Source organism: Actinospica robiniae DSM 44927 (assembly GCF_000504285.1).
GTDB classification, from domain to species: Bacteria; Actinomycetota; Actinomycetes; order Streptomycetales; family Catenulisporaceae; genus Actinospica; species Actinospica robiniae.
In genome coordinates, this window is sequence record NZ_KI632511.1 from 6,930,304 (window position 1) to 6,948,189 (window position 17,886).

The following is a 17,886-nucleotide window of genomic DNA, read 5'->3' on the forward strand; positions in this document are numbered from 1 at the left end:
CCTTAACTCCCCAGTGAAAAGCATCGAGAAGCAACGAGAAGAATCCAGCTAGAAAACCCTACTGCCCTCCGTCAGTCGCCAAGATTCAATCATCGAACCAGCTCAGCGCACCCAAGAGCTCGACAAGACACCTCTTGCAGAAAACATCGAAGACGCGCTTACCTGCGTGCTAGAGTCACCAATATGGCGACCGAATGGCGACAGGTAATGGCTCTGAAAATAGGCGCCTCCCTGACGTCTCTCGCCCCCAAGTGCGACGAGGTATCGAAGGGTGGGTGGTGACTGTGATGACCATCCACAAGCTCACCGCCGGCAACGGGTACACGTACCTCACCCGTCAGGTCGCGGGCGGCGACGTCCAGCGTGAACGCGGGATGTCCGCGTCGGAGTACTACACCGCAGAGGGCAATCCGCCCGGAGTGTGGGCTGGCCGAGGCGCGCCGATGCTCGGCGTCGCCGGGCAGAGGGTGACGGAAGAGGAGATGTTCTACCTCTTCGGCCTGGGGATGCACCCGCGCACCGAGCAGCTCGTCGACCGATACATAGAAGAGCACCAAGACGCGGTTCGTGGAACGCGCGGGATCAACGCGATGGTCCGCCGCGCGTACACGTCGGCCGCTCTTGGCCGCGCGTTCCCGATGTACGAAGGCCTTGAGAACTTCGAGACGCGCGTAGCTGCGCGGCTCGGCCGAATCGCGGCTGAGACTGGGCGAGCGGTGACGGCTGCCGAGACGAAGAAGGTTAAGGCGGAGGAAGCACACAGACAGCGTGCTGCCGTTGCCGGATTCGACGTCGTGTTCGCACCGGTGAAGTCCGCCGCCGTCATGTGGGCGCTCGACGAGCGTGCCGAGGTACGAAAAGCGGTGCGCGCCGCCCACGAGGCCGCGCGTGACGCTGCCCTCGGACTGCTCGAGGACCACGCCGCGTTTACTCGGACGGGTAGCCGCGGCCAGGCACAGATCGAGACGCACGGCCTCATCGCCGCGGTGTTCGACCACTACGATTCGAGGGCCGGCGACCCCAACCTGCACACCCACGTGGCGCTCAGCAGCAAAGTCCTCGGTGTCGACGGGAAGTGGCGAGCGCTCGACGCACGCGGCCTGTACCGGATGACAGTGGCAGCCTCCGAGTTCTACAACACCCGCTTCGAGACCGAGCTGACCGCCCGGCTCGGGGTGGCATTCACGGTCAGGCCGGACACCGTTCCAGGCCGGGAACCGGTACGTGAGGTAGTCGGCGTGCCCACCGCACTGATTCAGCACTTCTCATCTCGGCGCACGGAGATCGAAGCGCGATACGACCAGCTGGTGCGACAGTACCGGCGGGATCACGGCCACGATCCTGCGGCCGGTGCGTGCCACAAGCTGGCCCGCCAGGCGAACCTGGAGACGAGGGAAGGCAAGAAGGCGCCGCGCTCCCTCCAACAGATGCGCGCAGACTGGACCCAGTCGGCGGCGGACGCTCTCGGACCAGCGATCGTCACCCAGGTGATGGCCGCAGTGCCCGCACAGCGCGCGATACCGGCCCCGACCATCGCGCTCGATCCAGTCGAGACCGCCGCCAGGGTCGTGGCGAACGTGGCTGAGATGCGATCGACGTGGACCATCTGGAACCTGCGTGCCGAAGCGGAAAGACTTGCACGTATCGAGGGCGGCATCGCCGATCCCGACGCACACGAGCCCTTCATCGGGAAGGTCCTTGAGCACGCCGTCGGCCCGGATCTGTGCATACGGGTAGACGCGATCGCGCTCCTCGACGAGCCAGCGCGACTGCGACGTTCGGACGGCGCATCGATCTTCAGCGAGCACGCCGCCGCCCGCTACACCAGCTCGCTGATCCTGGACGCCGAGTCGCGCCTCATAGCAGCGGCTACCACCACCTCCGCGCGGCAAACGCCTGTCCCGTCTGCTATCGCGGATGTAGCCCTCGCCCGCTTCGAGGCCGAACTCGGCCGACTCGACCAAGGTCAGCGCGCTCTGGCCCTCGCCTTCGCCACCGATCCCCACCAAGTCAGCGTCGGCCTCGGCCCGGCCGGCTCCGGCAAAACCACTGCCATGCGTGCGTTCGCGGCGATATCCGAAGCGTCCGGACGACGCGTTATCGCGCTCGGCACGTCCGCCGCATCGGCCGCCGTCCTGGGTGACGAGCTCGGCGTGAAGGCCGAGAACCTGCACAAGTTCCTATGGGAGTACACCCAAGGCCCGGCCGCAGAGGCTCTGCGCTCAGGCAAGGCAGTATCCGCGGACCGCGAGCGTTTTCGCATCCGCGAGGGCGACGTCATCCTGCTCGACGAAGCGGGCATGGCCGGCACCCTCAACCTCGACCGACTCGTTCAACTCGCCGCAGACCGCGGCGTAGCCGTACGCCTGCTGGGCGACCATCGACAACTCGGAGCCGTCGAATCCGGCGGCGCCCTCCGCCTGCTCGTCAACGAGGCCGGCGCCACCGAACTCACCACGCTCCACCGCTTCCGCGACCCGGCCGAGGCCGACGCGACGCTGAAGCTGCGCGACGGAGACGCGACCGCGCTCGACTTCTACGAGCAGCATGACCGGATCAAGGGCGGCTCTCGCGGTGCGATGATCGAGGCCGCATACGAAGGCTGGCGAACCGACGTGCTCGCCGGCAAAACCAGCCTGATGGCCGCCGCCACGAATCAAGACGTCACCGTCCTCAACGCCCGCGCCCGCGAGGACCGCGTTGCCGCTGGCCAAGTCGAAGCCGTCGGCGCGGTCCTGCGCGACGAGAACCAAGCCGGTGTCGGAGACTGGATCGTCACCCGCCGGAACGACCGGCGCATGTCCGTCTGCTCAGGCCGAGACTTCGTCAAGAACGGCGACACCTGGACTGTCACTGACCGCCGCGACGACGGTTCGCTGATCGTCAAGAACCAGGGGCATAGTGGGCGTGCCGTCCTACCCGCCGACTATGTCCGTCAGCACGTCGAGCTCGGCTACGCGACCACCGCATACCGCGCTCAGGGCTCGACCGTGGACACAGCTCATCCGCTGATCACGGAGGAGGTGAGCCGCGAGAACCTTTACGTCATAGCGACCCGCGCCCGCGAACACACGACGCTCTACGTCGCCACGCACCAGGTCCCCGGCTTCGATCCCGATGACCGCCTCGACAGAGTCCGTATCGACCCGAGCGCGTACGCGGCCACGGAGATCCTCGAGCGCGTCATCACGCGTGAGACCGCCGATCTGTCGGCCACCGAGAGCATCCGCAAGGCCCAAAACGACGCGATGGACCTGAGCGTGCTGATCCCCAACTACCAACACGCCCACCAGGTTCTAACCACGAACCTCAAGGCGGCGCTGGTCGAGTTCACCACCCAGGACCCGGCCGATATCTTCCCGCTTCCGGCGTGGCTGCCCGCACCGCCCGCACTCGGCACCCTCGAACCGAGCGAGTGGGTGTACCTCCAGTCGGCTGCCAACCTCATCCGCGGTCGCATCGCCGAGGTGACAGAGAAGGTTATCGCCGAGCGTCCCGCGTGGACCAAGAGGCTGGGCAACGAACCCACCAACGCGCTCGAGCGCACCGCATGGGCGTCGCGTATCTGCGTCATCGCTGTTTACCGTGAACAGCAGCAGGTCGCCGATAACGATCCGCACCACCCCCTCGGCCCCAGCGTGGAGTTCAACCATTCCGACTACAACGCCTACGCCTATGCTTACCGCGCCGCCGCTGACCTCAGGCAGGTTGCGCGAGGCCGGGCATGGTCCGACATTGACCCATGCATACCGGAGCTCCTTGCTGGCCCCCGTGGTGACGCACAGACCCAGGCACGTGAAGAGTGGCGCGCTGCCTTTAACCTCGGGGAACGCCAGAGAATCGCCGAGGCTGTAACGAATCGAGCAGCGCGTCAGGTGCGGACCTATAGAGAGCTTGGGCGCGCGTATGACGAGCCCACCCACCAGCCGCGGCCGACACTGCATCTGCCAATCCCCGAGCCGCAACACAGCCGCGGCCCCACGATCGGCTGGTGATAAGTCCTATCTACGTAGGGCCGAAGGGTATGGTCGCCCGTCAATAGGAGGGAGTTCGGCCAAAACCAATGCTGTTGCGGTCTAAGTGCAGTCCGCGCTGAGCCAGTAGGGTAAGTACGTCCCTGCCAGTGCCTAGCGGCAGGGATGCGGCTGAGTGGGCGAGAGCGAGCGGGATAACTGCGTTCGGATATAGCCGCGTCTGGAAGCGGTCGAGTGCTTCCAATGTGGCTCGAAGGGTTGGGTAGCTTTCGAGCATTTCGCACGGATTGGCATCAACTGGGCCGCTCTCGTAAGGTTGGCCGGACGGTATGCGAGGTACAGTGAGTACGAGCATCTGTTCTGTCGTCGTCTTATAGAAGAAGCGGCGACCGTAAAATTCATCCTTTCCATAGATGCCGGCGCTGGCGCGTCGGCGGATTTTTTCACTAATGTAAGTATTATCTAGTGTCATAACGCTGCCTGCAGGGATATGCTCGGAAATTGCGGCGGCGTGATCGACAAAAGTGCCGGTCTTCTCAATACCAACAAGCAGCGGTACGCCGTGGCCTTGTTCTTGTAGCCATCGACATAACCTGCCCCAGTATTCGACCATGCGTCGCTTCAAGGGAGCAGTGGGTCCGTGGAATGCCAATGGGCCGTCGGTTATGAACATGCCTGAGCTGAGAGCCATCGGTGCATATCGTGCGAAGTTGTCGATATAAGCGAGTGAGAGAAGCCGTTCTGCGACATTCATCGTTCGCGTCAGAATATCTGCGTTCGGCCCCTCATCGGCATATTCTTCGTGCGTGCGAAGAAGGTCTGTCGGGTACAACGCGCCATGGCATCCGGAACATTGCGTCGGCTCACTCCCAACCTCCTGGTTGGGCTGGCCGCACTCGGGGCACTTGCCAAGGGTCGTTCGGACGCTCGCCTCTGGCTGTCCTGGGTCGCCGTGTAGGCGGAGTAGTGCATCCACCAGTGAGTACGGGGTTCCAAAGTCGGCAATGGCCTGCCGCTTGAAGGTCTCGAACAGCTCGACCCGCCACGACTCGACCCCGGACATCTTCGGCCGAGTCACTTGTGAGCCAGGTAAAACAGTCTGGATAGTCTGGCGCGTCTGAGCGCGTTGCACTTTACGGGCATCGACGAGGCCGTCTACGCGCGCATTGAGAAACTCATCGACGCGAACGAGCACGCCGGCGATTTGGATATACCCAACTCGTACGGACGGATAAGCTTGCCGCGCTTCAATCTCTTGGTCTGAGCCATCGAACGAGATTACAAAGGTTGGGCCGTTGTGCCGATCTAACGACAACTCGCTTAGGTCGTGGCAACGACTCACGACAGCCGGAGGCTCGTCCACGGATAGAGTAGGGGTCTCCCACCGGGAAAGAGCCTCGACTATGAGTGGGCTCTCGGCGGAAGGCAGATGGCCGAGCCGGGAAGCTCTCTCATTGGAGTAGGGCATCAGGCGACCGTCTCGACTTCGTTAGGGGGCAGGCCAGCAGCTTTCCGTGCACGATTGATCATATCGTGATCGAATTTTGCAATCTGAACTGGGACAATATACTTCCCGGAAAATGTCTTCATCCTGGCGAACCCTCGCTCCTCTGAACGCCGGATTTCGTCGGAGAAAACTGCAAAATCATAATAGTGCGCAAGCTCCCTGGTCTCATGATCTGAGTTCAGGTGCGCAATGATCCAGTTGTGCGTATTTGACAGAATTCGCCGGTCGACAGAAGAGACCTCTTGGGTCGCGTAGATTAGTCCAATTTCATATTTGGCAGACTCTTTGGCCAGACGCACCCACGGGTCGGTTTCGTTCTTATTCGCCTTTTCGCGATCGAATAGGCGGTGAGCTTCCTCTACGACTATCTGCATGGGCAGGGGGTCCTGGTTGCTTCGGAAGCGTTGGTTAGCCATATCTAGCAGGCCACGGACGAGACGCTCGGAAAGCATAGTTGCGACGCGTTCGGAGCCGTATGAAAGGTCAACGATGACGACCATTCCTGCCGTCAGATCCTTAATGACTTCGGGGAGCAAGCTTGTGGAGGCTTTGGGATCATGAAAATCCGTGGACGCCCTCAGCCTATTAAGAACGGCGGATCCGCCACTCCCATCGTACGCCGCACGTATGGCCATAAATGGCGCACAATTGCGCCAGGTAGCCACATCTGGTCCCTGGTACGGCTTGTTGGTCGTGGCCTTCTCGGCTGCTTGGATATTCCTGCACAACCAGTCCATCGTGTTCTTGAGCCCGTCCATGGTCCTGATTCTGACCATGCCCTTATCTTCCTTCTGCAAGGTCGACGGGCCAAAATCTAATATAATGGCGTCAGATAAGGTCGAGGCCATTATGAATGTTATACCAGGCCAATTATTTGGGACCTTGAAGCCGGCCTTCGCGAGCAGAGCATACAGGGCGAAGCGCCCACGGAACATGCCCGTTCGGGCCGCACGGTATCCGTCATCGTTCCTGCCGCCGGGATAATTGTCAGCATCAGGGTCGTCAATCTCCGCGGCCCTGAAGGCTTGCACGTAGCCCGCTTCCAGGTCCCCAACACATTCGTCTATCAGGCCGCGGGCTGCCGAGAGTTCGGCTTGACCATAGAAGTTGATGGTCAACGAGCGTTCCTGCTTATTATCCGCACTCGCGCCCAGCCTGTAGATTCTTACCCATTCTTCGCCGAGAAGTCTGAGTCCGGTCTGGTCCTGCTGATTGACTGAGGCATATTCGCCTTGAGGGTCGAAGATCAATTGCCCTATCGGGCGCTTCGTTGCGACCGAGTGCTCAAAAATTGCAGTGCATATTGTCTTGTTCGTATTTGACTTGCCGGCACGCGTCATACCGAGGACAGCGGTCTTGCGGGCGATGAAATCTGTGACGCGGACCTGTACGGGAACCTCGCTAAGGCCGGCAGAAACGGCCCGCCTACGGGTTGCGGCAAAACGTACGCGTCCTAGTTCGATCAGGGCAGGCTTCACATTATCGCGGATCTCGTCAGGAGTACGCTGAGGATATGAAGCTAGGAATTCAAGTACCTTGGCGGAAGGCGTATAGACGAAGTAGCGCGCACCAGCGTATACATTATCGATGTCGGCACCGAACTGGACATACTGCTGGTTCTTTACGCTGTCTGGATAAAAGGTTCCGAGCACGTCGCATTCGAAGGCTGACATTTGGATCTGCCCCTCGGTCAAGGTGTCGAGGATTTCGGATGGCCGGCGGTCACGCAGGTCGGCATCGCGCATGGCAGCCATACGGGTCGCAACGACTTCTGACTGGTTGGGCAAGTGAGCGACGCCTCGCACGCGCAGAAGGATGATCTCGTCCTCGTCCAGCGGTTGCTGGGTCTCCTGGTTGGGTGCCGTAGCAGCTGCGAGGAGGAAGCCATGCCGTGGCACGCCACCGCACTCTCGCTTGAGAAGATCATCTGTGATGACCGTCGCGCGCTCGTAGTCCAGGTGGTAGATCCCGCCCAGCCTTTTGGCATCCTTGAGCAAAGCGAGTAGAGGGCTTGCTTCAGCGATCGCCTGCGCGGCGATCCCAGAGTACGTAGTCATCGCTGTCTGCTCCAGGAGTCTGGGAGTCTCTAGGCTGCTGGTACCTTCCTAGCAGAAGACGGCGACACCGCGGCGGGTTTAGATGACTTGGCTCCGTGACTCAGGCGGCAGGTCTGGGTAGTTGGTCACGAGCAACTCACTGCGCACTGAGCGTTTCTCCGAGCCTGCTGCCGTGTACCTGTGAGGGATGCTGAGGCGAGTGACCCCTGGGACATGTGCGTAAAGAGTTCTGATCGTCTCGTTGTCATCGTATGACAGCAGCCATCGAAAGTTCGTAGCTTGAGCAAGCTCTCGAGCAAGCGCCTCGTGTTGGTCGGACTCGAAGGACCATTCATAGAGGTAAGGAGCCTTCTCGACGTACGGAGGGTCGAGGTAGACGGCGAGCTCGTCCAAACTAAGGTGGGCATACTCCTGCATGAGGCGTTGGAAGGTCTCTCGCCAGTCGAGATTCCATACGTCCAGGATTCGACCCGTCGCAGCGAGATCGCCGACGGCCTTCAGGCGACGCTCCAGGCCTGCTTTGCCGAACCTGCAGTCGATCTTATAGGGCGAGGCTTGAGCCCGGCCGCCGATGGGTCCAGCGCGGCCATGCAAGATGCCGGAGAAGGTCGTGCGGTTCAGGAACAGGCACTTCATGGCCTTGTCCCTTCGACTTCGCGGTTCTGCGAGCCGCCACCAGTCCCATCGATCCAGCGTCACTGGTTCGGCATGCATGGCCCCGATGAGCCAAGACGTGTCGAAGGCCGCGACGTACCAAAATGCCGCAACTAGTGGGTCAGCGTCGGCGAGGATCACATGATCAACGATGCCTCGGCCTGCCATGTGCAGTGCTGTCGTAGCTCCACCGCAAAAGGGTTCTACGAAAAGCCGTGGCGGGGGTACGTTCGCGCGGATCATGTTCTCAATGACGGGCGTGAGCTGGCGCTTCGCGCCAGGGTACCGCAACGGGCTCACGACGCTCTGCTCGAAGAAGCGGCTGTCTGTAAGCGGGCCCGGCTTGTCCCTAACATCAGCCGGAGTCCAAGGCGTCCGGCGAGCAGCCCGTTGGGGAGAGCTACCGCCGCCTGCCACCACACCTCCCGTTTACGCTTGTGTCCTACGGATGTAGGCCAGCACGCAAGCGTAGTCTCCCACGTGCGGCTGCTGCTGCAACAGGGTCGATCGACCTTCTTAGCAGGGGGCTTACGACCGAGCTGGGTTGGGCAAGTTGCTAACGCAGGGCCTCCTCTCGTGACGGCTTGCGGGCAAATATGAAGATATCGGGCACCTGTTTTCCATCTTCGCTACGAGCTGCATTGGAGACGACGCCTACAGGCGGTCTAGCATGGCTTTGGCGATTGCTGCGCTGGTACGTGCTGCCATATCAGCCTCCCGGTTGGCGACTGACGCAGGTGCTGGCCGGCCGTGGCCCGTGCCCTGAGCATTGCGGAACCTGTTCACGCTGAGTGCCAGAGCAAAAAGCCCCTCTTCGATTGCCTTCGCGGGGTTGGCGTTCGCCGCAGCGTTTGGCGTTGGGACGGACATGCCGAGCAGCTGAAAGGCTCCGGCAAGGGTGCTGGGGAAGTTCTGGCCAGGGCTATATCCACCGCCACGCTCTGTCAGGACGTGCCGGGCGACGGCTTCGACCAGATCCTTGCTGCTGCCGAGCTTAAGTTCCGCGTCGGCCCCGGCGACGTTGATCCGGCGCACGTATCCATGGAGCGCCTTCGTCAACTGCTTGCCTGTCAACTGCTCGATGACGGTCGCGTGAAGATCGCCTTCGGCCGTGAGGACGAAGCCGACGCGCTCGAAGGCGCGCTGGGCCGCAGCAATTGCTTCGGCGCCCGCGTACTGGTCGCCGGCCTTGAGAAAACAGCCTTTAGCGCGCATCAGGGCAACCAGCCGCTCTGCGAGGTGTAGCCCGGCAGCGGGATTCTGCTCCGAGGCGTAGTCGAAGACCTCACGGACGCGTTTCATCTTTGACACTGTCGTAGTCGCCGTCAGTCTGGGATCTCCACCGGACAGACCCGTCTTGGCGAATGCCTGGGTGAGCTGGTCATGTGACGGACCGAGACCGGTGGGTCCGAAGAAGGCGCCGAGCACGGCTCCGATCTCGAACAGGTCTTGCATCGCAGCCTCTCCTGGGGAAAGTCGAACAAGGTGTCCCAGGATACGCAAAGATCCAGTCATATCATAGTTCGTTTATTTCGCCAGGTTCGCCACCCTATGTAAGCCTCGTGGAGCTTCGTGATCATAACGGCCTCCCGGTTCTTGCCCTGTTGTTTCGAGTCTTTTTGGTGATGGCCGCACTGGGTACCCGTCGGGCCGGCTCCGGGGACGGGCTTCCGGCTGCGTTACCCATCGGGTCTGGCGCACGTTCCGTCGGCGGTGCCCCGCCGTACGCTCTCGAACGTGGGTTCGTTCGAGCATTGACTACTCCCGGCTACGATGCTCTAATCCAACTAGATCTAGCCACGGTGGCTTGATTTGGACCCACATCTTGTGGAGGTCTGCGATGTCGTTCCTCAACTACGATCTCGGGAGCCTTGCTGCGGGTGAGATCGTGACTGTGACCCTCGAGGGGGTTGCGTCAAACGTCATGCTCATGCGTCCGGCGGAAGTGCAGAACTTCGTTGCGCGCCGTCGCTTCCGGTACCACGGCGGGTATGTTCGGAAGTCGCCGGTGTCCCTTCAGGCGCCGAGCGCTGGCCAGTGGCATCTCATCGTGCAGCCGAAGGGTGGTGACGTTCGGGCCAGCGTGCGTGTCCGCCACAGGGTTTTGTGACCGGGTCTGTTCCGTCGCTGTTCCGTGAGAGCTCGGAAAGCAGCCGAAACGGATGGAAGAGGTTGAGAAGTGAAAGGCCAGGTGGGAGTGGTTGTGCGGCGCTTCCATCGCACAACCACTCCCCGCAGGGAGAGATCAAGCTCTTCTTCCCCGACCTGGCGTAGGACCGCCCCGGGGGAGGGGCGAAGACGAATCAGCTAGGACGAATCAGCCCGGTGCGACGCGAAGGCGCGCGCCGGGCTTCGTCGTGCTCAGCCCGTCGGCGCGAGGAGCTGTCGCAGTAGTCCGATGAACTGATCCCGCTGCGCTGCCGTCAGCGGTGCCAGTAAGGCGTCTTGGACGCCTCCGACGACCGCGTCGAGGTCGGCGAGTGTCTGCATGCCCGCGGGGGTGATCGTGACGATGTTGCGGCGCTTGTTCTCGGGGTCGACGCGGCGCTCGACGAGGTCGCGCGCTTCGAGGTCGGTGAGCGCCGCGGTCACGTCGCTGCGGTCGATGCCGGTGCTGCGGCCGAGTTCGGCCTGGCTCGCCTGGCCTTCTTCCAGCGCGGCGAGGAGCCGGAAGTGGTAGCCGCGCAAGCCGTCGCCATGCTCTTCGAAGCCCGAGGCGAGCAGCGCGGACGAACGGGCGAAGGTGCGGCTGATGAGCCAGGTCGGGCGGTCTTTGACGCGGTCGGGGGCGCGGTCGGGCTCATGGTGGCGGGTCGGCATGGCTCCCAGACTAGCCGTCGTTGGCGCGGCCAACATCTGATATGTTGGTCGAGCCAACTGTTGGCGCGACCAACAAGGAGAGCTGATGCGCGTCCTGATCGTCGGCCGGAGCCCGAGCGTGCTCCTCGAAGCTGTCGACATCCTCCGCGGCCGGGGCTACCGGGCCGACGCCACCAACCAGTTCGACGACGTCTTGACCGATTACGACGCCGCGGACCTCGACATCCTCGTCTTCGGCGGCATGGTCCCCGTCGATACGAAGCAGTTCCTCCGTGAGGAGGTGGCGAAGGCGAACCCCGCAGTGACCTTCGTCCAGGGGCTTGCCGGCATGCCCGGACTGATCGCGGCCCAGGTCGACGGGGTGGCCGCCGCCGAGGCTGTCGCGGCCGACGCGTCGGCGGGCACGTCAGTCGTCTACGACAGCCCTCGACGTTCCGTGCTGGTCACCCTCGTCGCGGCCGCTCACGTCACCGTCGAGGCCTGGTGGGGCACGTCCTTCCAGCCACCGGAGCCCCGAAGTGCGCACGCGGTCGTCTTCGACGAGCGGCTCTTGCCCGGCGAGCATGCGATCGCCATGCCCGACGACGTCCCCTCCGTGGCCTCGTTCGCGGCCGTCAGGATCGACGGTTCGGTCCACGTGTTCACGGTCGGGGAGATGCCGACCGCGATCACCCGGCTGGCGCCCGCCTCATCGTCGGATCAGCGGTTACCGCCGGTCGCGGCGGTGAACACGCACAGCTGATCCCCCGTCGGCGGCGCCTGTGGACCGAAGCCTCCGGATCTCGGTCCTGGCATACTCGCGCCATGACGACTGATCACAGCGCGCCGCACCTGATCACCGGCGACCAGGACCCCGAACTCTCCGCCGTGCTGGATGCCGGACTGGACGAGTACAACTTCGCCGCGACCGGCACCAGCAAGGAGGATCAGGGGCACTTCTCGGTGAAGGTCGTCGACGGTGCGGGGCAGATCGTCGGCGGCCTGACCGCGTGGTACTGGGCCGGGCTGTGCGGCATCAGCATGCTGTGGGTCCGCGAGGGGCACCGCAAGGACGGCTGGGGCAGCAAGATCCTGCTCGCCGCCGAGCAGGAGGCCCGCCGACGCGGCTGCGACCGCGTCTGCGTGTCGTCTTTCACCTTCCAGGCGCCCGAGTTCTACCAGCGGCACGACTACGTCGAAACCGGCCGCACGCTGGGCATTCCCGGCGGCGCGGAGGACGTGCACATGTTCAAGCGGTTGATCTGAGCAAGTCCGGAAAACCGGCGGTGGGCCGAAGTTCGGCTCGGCTAAGATCCGCGGCATGCCCTTGATACGCCGTGCCAAACGCCCCGCCGAGCCGCCGCCGGAGCGGCTGGCGGACCTCGAGTTCCTCGCGCTGGTCAAGGCGAGCCTGGAAGCGTACGTGCCGGGCGTCACCCGGGGCGCGGAGCTCAGGGGCAACTCGCTGATCAGCCCGCAGGGGTGGGCGGTGGCGGTCGTGCCGCCCCGGCATGGCGGCGGACGCCACTACGACCTCGCCGCGCTGCCGGACGTGAGCGTGCAGCCGGAGGTGCCGCACTTCCTGGACTGCGTCGCGGCGATGGCCGGAGAAGAGCGGCGCGCCGCGGACAACTGGGTGCAGACCGCAGGGGTCTGCCTGCTCGAACTGCTCGACCGGCGCGAGCGTTTCGCCGGCCACACGGGGCCGGATCACGAGCGTGGCGTGCGCCGTTCTTCAACGGGGTGAAAGTCTTCTACGGCGGCATGCCCGAATCGATGGAGTGCGAGATCCGCGTCAACGGCGAGCGGCACGAGGCCGCCTCCGCCGCGATGGCCCCGCTGAACCTGCCGGTGCCGAAGGCGTTCACCGCCGTGCGTTACTACGCACTGCTCATTCCACTGCCGCCCGGCCGAACCGAGCCGGTGTTCCCGAACGTGCGGCTCGATCTCGATGAGCCGGCCGCGGGCGAGGTAGCCGGCCACGGGCCTGGTCATCAGCACGACGACGCCTGCGCCGGAGCGTGCCAGTGCGGCGGGTGCCTCGACGGCGAACATCCGGGCTTCGCGCTGCCCGCCCCCTACCTCATCGAGCAACTCTCCGACGATGAGCGCACCCGGCTCGTGCGCGTCAGCACCGACGTGATGGTGATCGCCGAGGGAGTGGGCAACTTCCTGCTCGCCGAAGTGCTTCGGAAGCGCTGGCCGGCGGCGCAGGTGCTCGGCGACCGGGACCCGCGGCTACGGGTCGGCTGAGCCCGGCGGGGCCCGGGCTCAGCCCATCTCTGGAAGCACTAAGGTGGAGTCGGCCCGCGTCAGCCACGTAAGAACGGAGCTCCCCGACCGTGTCTTCCGACTCCTTCGTCCACCTGCACGTCCACACCGAGTATTCCAAGCTGGACGGTGCGGCCAAGATGAAGCCGCTGGTCGCGGAGGCGGCGCGGCTGGGCATGCCCGCGGTCGGGATGTCCGACCACGGCAACATGTTCGGCGCCTACGACCTGTGGAAGACGGCCAAGGACGCCCGGGCCTCGGGTGCCGATATCAAGCCCATCATCGGCATCGAGGCGTACGTCGCGCCGGAGTCGCGGTTCACCAAGAAGCCGGTGTTCTGGGGCGGTCCGGCGCACCTGCGGCCGTCTGCGGGCGGGGACGACGAGGAAGAGGGCGGCAAGGACGTCTCCGGGCGGGGCGCCTACACCCACATCACCATGCAGTCGGTCAACGCGACCGGGCTGCGCAACCTGTTCAAGATCTCCTCCATCGCCTCGTTCGAGGGCTTCTACAAGGCCCCGCGGATGGACCGCGAGCTGATCTCGCAGCACGCCGAGGGCATCGTCGCCACCACCGGCTGCCCCTCCGGCGAGGTGCAGACCCGGCTGCGGCTCGGCCAGTTCGACGAGGCGGTCAAGGCGGCCTCGGCCTACCAGGACATCTTCGGCAAGGACCACTACTTCCTCGAGCTGATGGACCACGACCTCGGCATCGAGCGCCAGGTGCGCGACGGCCTGCTCGAGATCGGCCGCAAGCTCGGGATCCCGCCGCTGGCCACCAACGACTCGCACTACATCACCGAGGACCAGGCCCCCGCGCACGACGCGATGCTGGCCATCGGCGTCGGCCGCAACCTCGACGACCCCACCCGCTTCCGCTTCAACGGCACCGGCTACTACATCAAGCCGGCCGAGGACATGCGCCGGCTGTTCGACTCCGTGCCCGGCGCCTGCGACAGCTCGCTGCTGATCGCCGAGATGGTAGCCCCGGACGCGTACGACGAGGTCTTCGCCGAGAACAAGTCCTGGATGCCGCAGTTCCCGGTGCCCGAGGGCGAGACCCAGGCGTCCTGGCTGCGCAAGGAGGTCTACGCCGGAGCGCACCGCCGGTTCGGGCCGGAGCTGAGCCAGGAGTACGCGGACCGGATCGAGCTCGAGCTCGCGCTGATGGAGCGGATGGACTTCAGCGCGTACTTCCTCATCGTCGGTGACATCTGCCAGTACGCCAAGCGCACCGGCATCGCGCTCGGCCCGGGCCGAGGCTCGGCCACCGGCTCGATGGTCGCCTACTGCCTGCGCATCACCGAGCTCGACCCGATCGAGCACGCGCTGCTGTTCGAGCGGTTCCTGAACCCCGAGCGCATCTCGCCCCCCGACATCGACCTCGACTTCGCGGACGACCGGCGCGACGAGATGCTGCGCTACGTCACCGACAAGTACGGCGCCGAGTGCGTGGCGCAGGTCAACACCTTCGGCCGGATCAAGACCAAGCAGGCGATCAAGGACGCGTCCCGGATCCTGGGCTACCCCTTCGCCCTCGGCGAGAAGATCACCAAGGCGCTGCCGCCGCCGGTGATGGCCAAGGACATCCCGATCTACGGCATCTTCGACGAGAAGCACGACCGGTACAAGGAAGCCGGCGAGATCCGCTCGCTCTACGACGCGGACCCGGACGTGAAGAAGGTCATCGACACCGCACGCGGCGTCGAGGGCATGATGCGCAACTTCGGCGTGCACGCGTGCGCCGTCATCATCGGCTCGCAGCCGCTGACCAACGCCGTCCCGCTGCACCAGCGGGAGAAGGACGGCGCGGTCATCACCGGGTTCGAATACCCGAGCTGCGAGGCCATGGGCCTGCTGAAGATGGACTTCCTGGGGCTGCGCAACCTCAAGGTCATCTCCGACGCGATCGCGCTGATCAAGGTGAACCACGGGGTCGAGATCGACCTCGAGACGCTGGAGCTGCAGGACGACAAGACCTTCGAGCTGATGTCCCGCGGCGACACGCTCGGGGTGTTCCAGCTCGACAACTCGGGCATGCGCAACCTGCTCAAGTCGATGGGCGTGACCAAGTTCGGCGACATCGCGGCCGTGCTCGCGCTCTACCGGCCGGGCCCGATGGAAGCGAACTCGCACATCAACTACGCCGAGCGCAAGAACGGCCGGCAGGAGGCCACCCCGATCCACCCGGAGCTGGCCGAGGTGCTCGAGCCGATCCTGGGGGAGACCTACGGCCTGGTGGTCTACCAGGAGCAGGTCATGGCGATCGCGCGGAACCTGGCCGGCTACTCGCTGGGCGGCGCCGACCTGCTGCGCCGGGCGATGGGCAAGAAGAAGAAGGAGATCCTGGACGCCGAGTTCGAGCGCTTCTCCGCCGGCATGGCGGACAACGGCTACTCGAAGGAGGCGATCCAGTCCGTCTGGGACGTGCTCGTGCCCTTCTCCGGGTACGGATTCAACAAGTCGCACACCGCCGGCTACGGCATCGTCTCGTTCTGGACCGCGTACCTGAAGGCCAACTACCCGGTCGAGTTCATGGCCGCGCTGCTCACCTCGACCGGTGGCGACAAGGACAAGTCGGCCGTCTACCTGGCCGAATGCCGGCGCATGGGCATCCGGGTGCTGCCGCCGGACGTGAACGACTCGGCCCACCAGTTCACCCCGGTCGGCGCCGACATCCGCTTCGGCCTCGGCGCCGTGCGCAACGTCGGCGAGAACGTGGTGGACGCGATCATCCGGGCGCGCAAGTCGAAGGGCACGTACACCTCGTTCGGCGACTTCCTGGACAAGGTCGAGCTGGTCGTGTGCAACAAGCGCGCGGTCGAGTCGCTGATCAAGTCCGGCGGGTACGACTCGCTCGGCCACCCCCGGCGCGCCCTGATCGAAGTGCACGAATCCGCGGTCGACTCGGTGATCAGCCTGAAGAAGGCCGAGGCCTTCGGCCAGGACTCGCTGTTCGGCGAGCTCGGCGCGGACGAGCCCGACGCCGGCTCCTTCGGCGGCGCCGCGATCGCGCAGGACGCGCCGGAGTGGAGCAAGAAGGTCCTGCTCAGCTACGAGCGGGAGATGCTCGGCCTCTACGTCTCCGACCACCCGCTCGGCGGCGCGGAGCCGCTGCTGGCCCGCAACCGCGATCTGTCCATCCCGGATCTGCTGGAGAACGAGCGGACCGAGGGTCCGGTGCGTATCGCCGGCCTGATCACGAAGGTCGACCGCAAGGTCAACCAGCGTGGCGAGACGTGGGCGGCCGTGGTGGTCGAGGACCTCGACGCGAGTATCGACGTGCTCTTCTTCCCGCAGGCCTACCAGCTGTACATGGACGAGCTGCGTCCGGACGCCGCGGTCTCGGTGCTCGGCAACCTCAAGGAGCGCGACGGGGTCAAGTCGGTGATGGGCAAGGAGCTCGCCCCGCTGGACATCTCCACCGTCGGCTCCGACATGCCGGTGCTGCTCACGCTGCGCGAGCGGCGGGTCAACGCCCAGTCCGTGGCCGAGCTCAAGCGGATCCTGGAGACCTACCCGGGCGGCCAGCGGGTGCAGCTGAACGTCGTCGGCAGCGACACGACGGCGAAGTACGCGCTGCCGGCCTACCGGGTGGACGCGGGCAACGGCTTCTACTCCGAGGTCAAGGCCCTGTTCGGCCCGGGGGTCATGGCCGCGTGACGCGCGGCCGGCGGGCGGCGGCGCCTGTCCGACGTGCGGCTACGACGGGCGGCACGGCCTGACCTGTCCGATTTTGTCGGTAGCGGGTGATTGACTCGATGTATGGAGACCACACGCCTTCGAGCCGATCTGAACCACGAGTTCCAGCTGCTGCGCGCGGCGATCGCCAGTGCCGAGCGTTCGGCGAAGGTGCCGTGCTGTCCCGATTGGACGGCGGATCAGCTCGCCCACCACGTCGCCCAGACGTACCTGCACAAGGTCGAGTGCATCCGGCTGGGCGCGTTCCCGGAGAACTGGCCGCCGGAGGGTATCGACCCTGATCCGGTCGCAGCCCTCGACGAGGAGTTCGCCGCGCTCACCGCCGCCTTCGACGCCCACGATCCGGCGGATGCGGCGGCCACCTGGCACGACCCGGACCAGACGGTCGGCTTCTGGATCCGCCGGATGGCGCACGAGTCGGTCATCCACCGCGTCGACGCGGAGCAGGTGGCCGGGATCGAGCTCGCGCCGATCGACGAGGACATCGCGCTGGACGGGATCGACGAGTTCCTGACGCTGTTCGTCGGCTTCTTCAGCCGGAAGTACCCCGAGGAGTACGGCTCCGCCCTCCGCGAGCCCGACCCGCGCCCGCTCGCCGTGAGCGCGGGCGGCAGCACCTGGACGCTGACCACGTCGGAGACAGGGGTCGACGTCGCCCACAGCGCGCCCGGCGAGGCCGCGGCCGCGGCGACTGCGGCGTCGGCCGAGCCCGCTGCGGTGACGGTCTCCGGCTCTCCCGCCGAGGTGCTGCTGTGGCTCTGGGTCAGGACGGACGACGCCGCGGTGCAGATCGAGGGCGACGATCGGGCGGTGGCGCAGCTCAAGGCCCTGCGAAAGGAGGCGACGCAGTAGCCAGTCGAAGGTCGAAGTTCGAAGGTGAAAGTGAACGCGGGTCCAAGTGCTTCGGCCTGCGGCGGAGCGTT

The 17,886-nt window shown here is 64.8% G+C and carries 13 protein-coding genes; 8 read left to right on the forward strand and 5 right to left on the reverse strand.

The features are described from left to right. Positions 1-194 precede the first annotated feature (194 nt). Positions 195-3,995, forward strand: coding sequence for a MobF family relaxase (mobF, locus tag ACTRO_RS29785; RefSeq protein WP_084316617.1), 3,801 nt, complete (start codon positions 195-197; stop codon positions 3,993-3,995). Positions 3,996-4,035: 40 nt separating this feature from the next. Here mobF and ACTRO_RS47610 read toward each other — a convergent pair whose 3' ends face one another. From ACTRO_RS47610 to ACTRO_RS29800, 4 genes are all read right to left on the reverse strand, one after another. Further along, positions 4,036-5,337, reverse strand: a complete 1,302-nt coding sequence (locus ACTRO_RS47610; RefSeq protein ID WP_157436535.1) for a hypothetical protein — start codon at positions 5,335-5,337, stop codon at positions 4,036-4,038. 104 nt (positions 5,338-5,441) lie between these two features. Then, positions 5,442-7,538 (reverse strand): ATP-binding protein, encoded by a 2,097-nt coding sequence (locus tag ACTRO_RS46190; protein WP_084316618.1) that lies wholly within the window; start codon positions 7,536-7,538, stop codon positions 5,442-5,444. A 78-nt stretch (positions 7,539-7,616) separates the two neighbouring features. Then, on the reverse strand, positions 7,617-8,612 hold the full coding sequence (locus tag ACTRO_RS46195; RefSeq protein WP_342673736.1) for a DNA adenine methylase: 996 nt from the start codon (positions 8,610-8,612) through the stop codon (positions 7,617-7,619). Positions 8,613-8,846: 234 nt separating this feature from the next. Beyond that, entirely contained in the window at positions 8,847-9,647 is an 801-nt protein-coding gene (locus ACTRO_RS29800) for an abortive infection family protein (RefSeq protein ID WP_051451593.1), read from the reverse strand. Between the two features lie 385 nt (positions 9,648-10,032). Between ACTRO_RS29800 and ACTRO_RS29805 the strand changes: the two genes are divergently transcribed. Further along, entirely contained in the window at positions 10,033-10,302 is a 270-nt protein-coding gene (locus ACTRO_RS29805) for a DUF1883 domain-containing protein (protein ID WP_051451594.1), read from the forward strand. Positions 10,303-10,553: 251 nt separating this feature from the next. Here ACTRO_RS29805 and ACTRO_RS29810 read toward each other — a convergent pair whose 3' ends face one another. Further along, positions 10,554-11,012, reverse strand: a complete 459-nt coding sequence (locus ACTRO_RS29810; RefSeq protein WP_034268396.1) for a MarR family winged helix-turn-helix transcriptional regulator — start codon at positions 11,010-11,012, stop codon at positions 10,554-10,556. 85 nt (positions 11,013-11,097) lie between these two features. Between ACTRO_RS29810 and ACTRO_RS29815 the strand changes: the two genes are divergently transcribed. From ACTRO_RS29815 to ACTRO_RS29840, 6 genes are all read left to right on the forward strand, one after another. Beyond that, positions 11,098-11,754 (forward strand): hypothetical protein, encoded by a 657-nt coding sequence (locus ACTRO_RS29815; RefSeq protein ID WP_034268399.1) that lies wholly within the window; start codon positions 11,098-11,100, stop codon positions 11,752-11,754. Positions 11,755-11,816: 62 nt separating this feature from the next. Continuing rightward, positions 11,817-12,257, forward strand: coding sequence for a GNAT family N-acetyltransferase (locus ACTRO_RS29820; protein WP_034268402.1), 441 nt, complete (start codon positions 11,817-11,819; stop codon positions 12,255-12,257). Between the two features lie 55 nt (positions 12,258-12,312). After that, positions 12,313-12,738, forward strand: coding sequence for a DUF6348 family protein (locus tag ACTRO_RS50505; protein ID WP_034268406.1), 426 nt, complete (start codon positions 12,313-12,315; stop codon positions 12,736-12,738). A gap of 17 nt (positions 12,739-12,755) precedes the next feature. Continuing rightward, on the forward strand, positions 12,756-13,244 hold the full coding sequence (locus tag ACTRO_RS50510; RefSeq protein WP_157436536.1) for a DUF6348 family protein: 489 nt from the start codon (positions 12,756-12,758) through the stop codon (positions 13,242-13,244). A gap of 89 nt (positions 13,245-13,333) precedes the next feature. Then, positions 13,334-16,924, forward strand: a complete 3,591-nt coding sequence (gene dnaE / locus ACTRO_RS29835) for a DNA polymerase III subunit alpha (RefSeq protein ID WP_034268412.1) — start codon at positions 13,334-13,336, stop codon at positions 16,922-16,924. A 102-nt stretch (positions 16,925-17,026) separates the two neighbouring features. Further along, a complete protein-coding gene (locus ACTRO_RS29840) occupies positions 17,027-17,815 on the forward strand; it encodes a maleylpyruvate isomerase family mycothiol-dependent enzyme (RefSeq protein ID WP_051451595.1) in 789 nt (262 codons plus the stop codon). Positions 17,816-17,886: the final 71 nt, after the last annotated feature.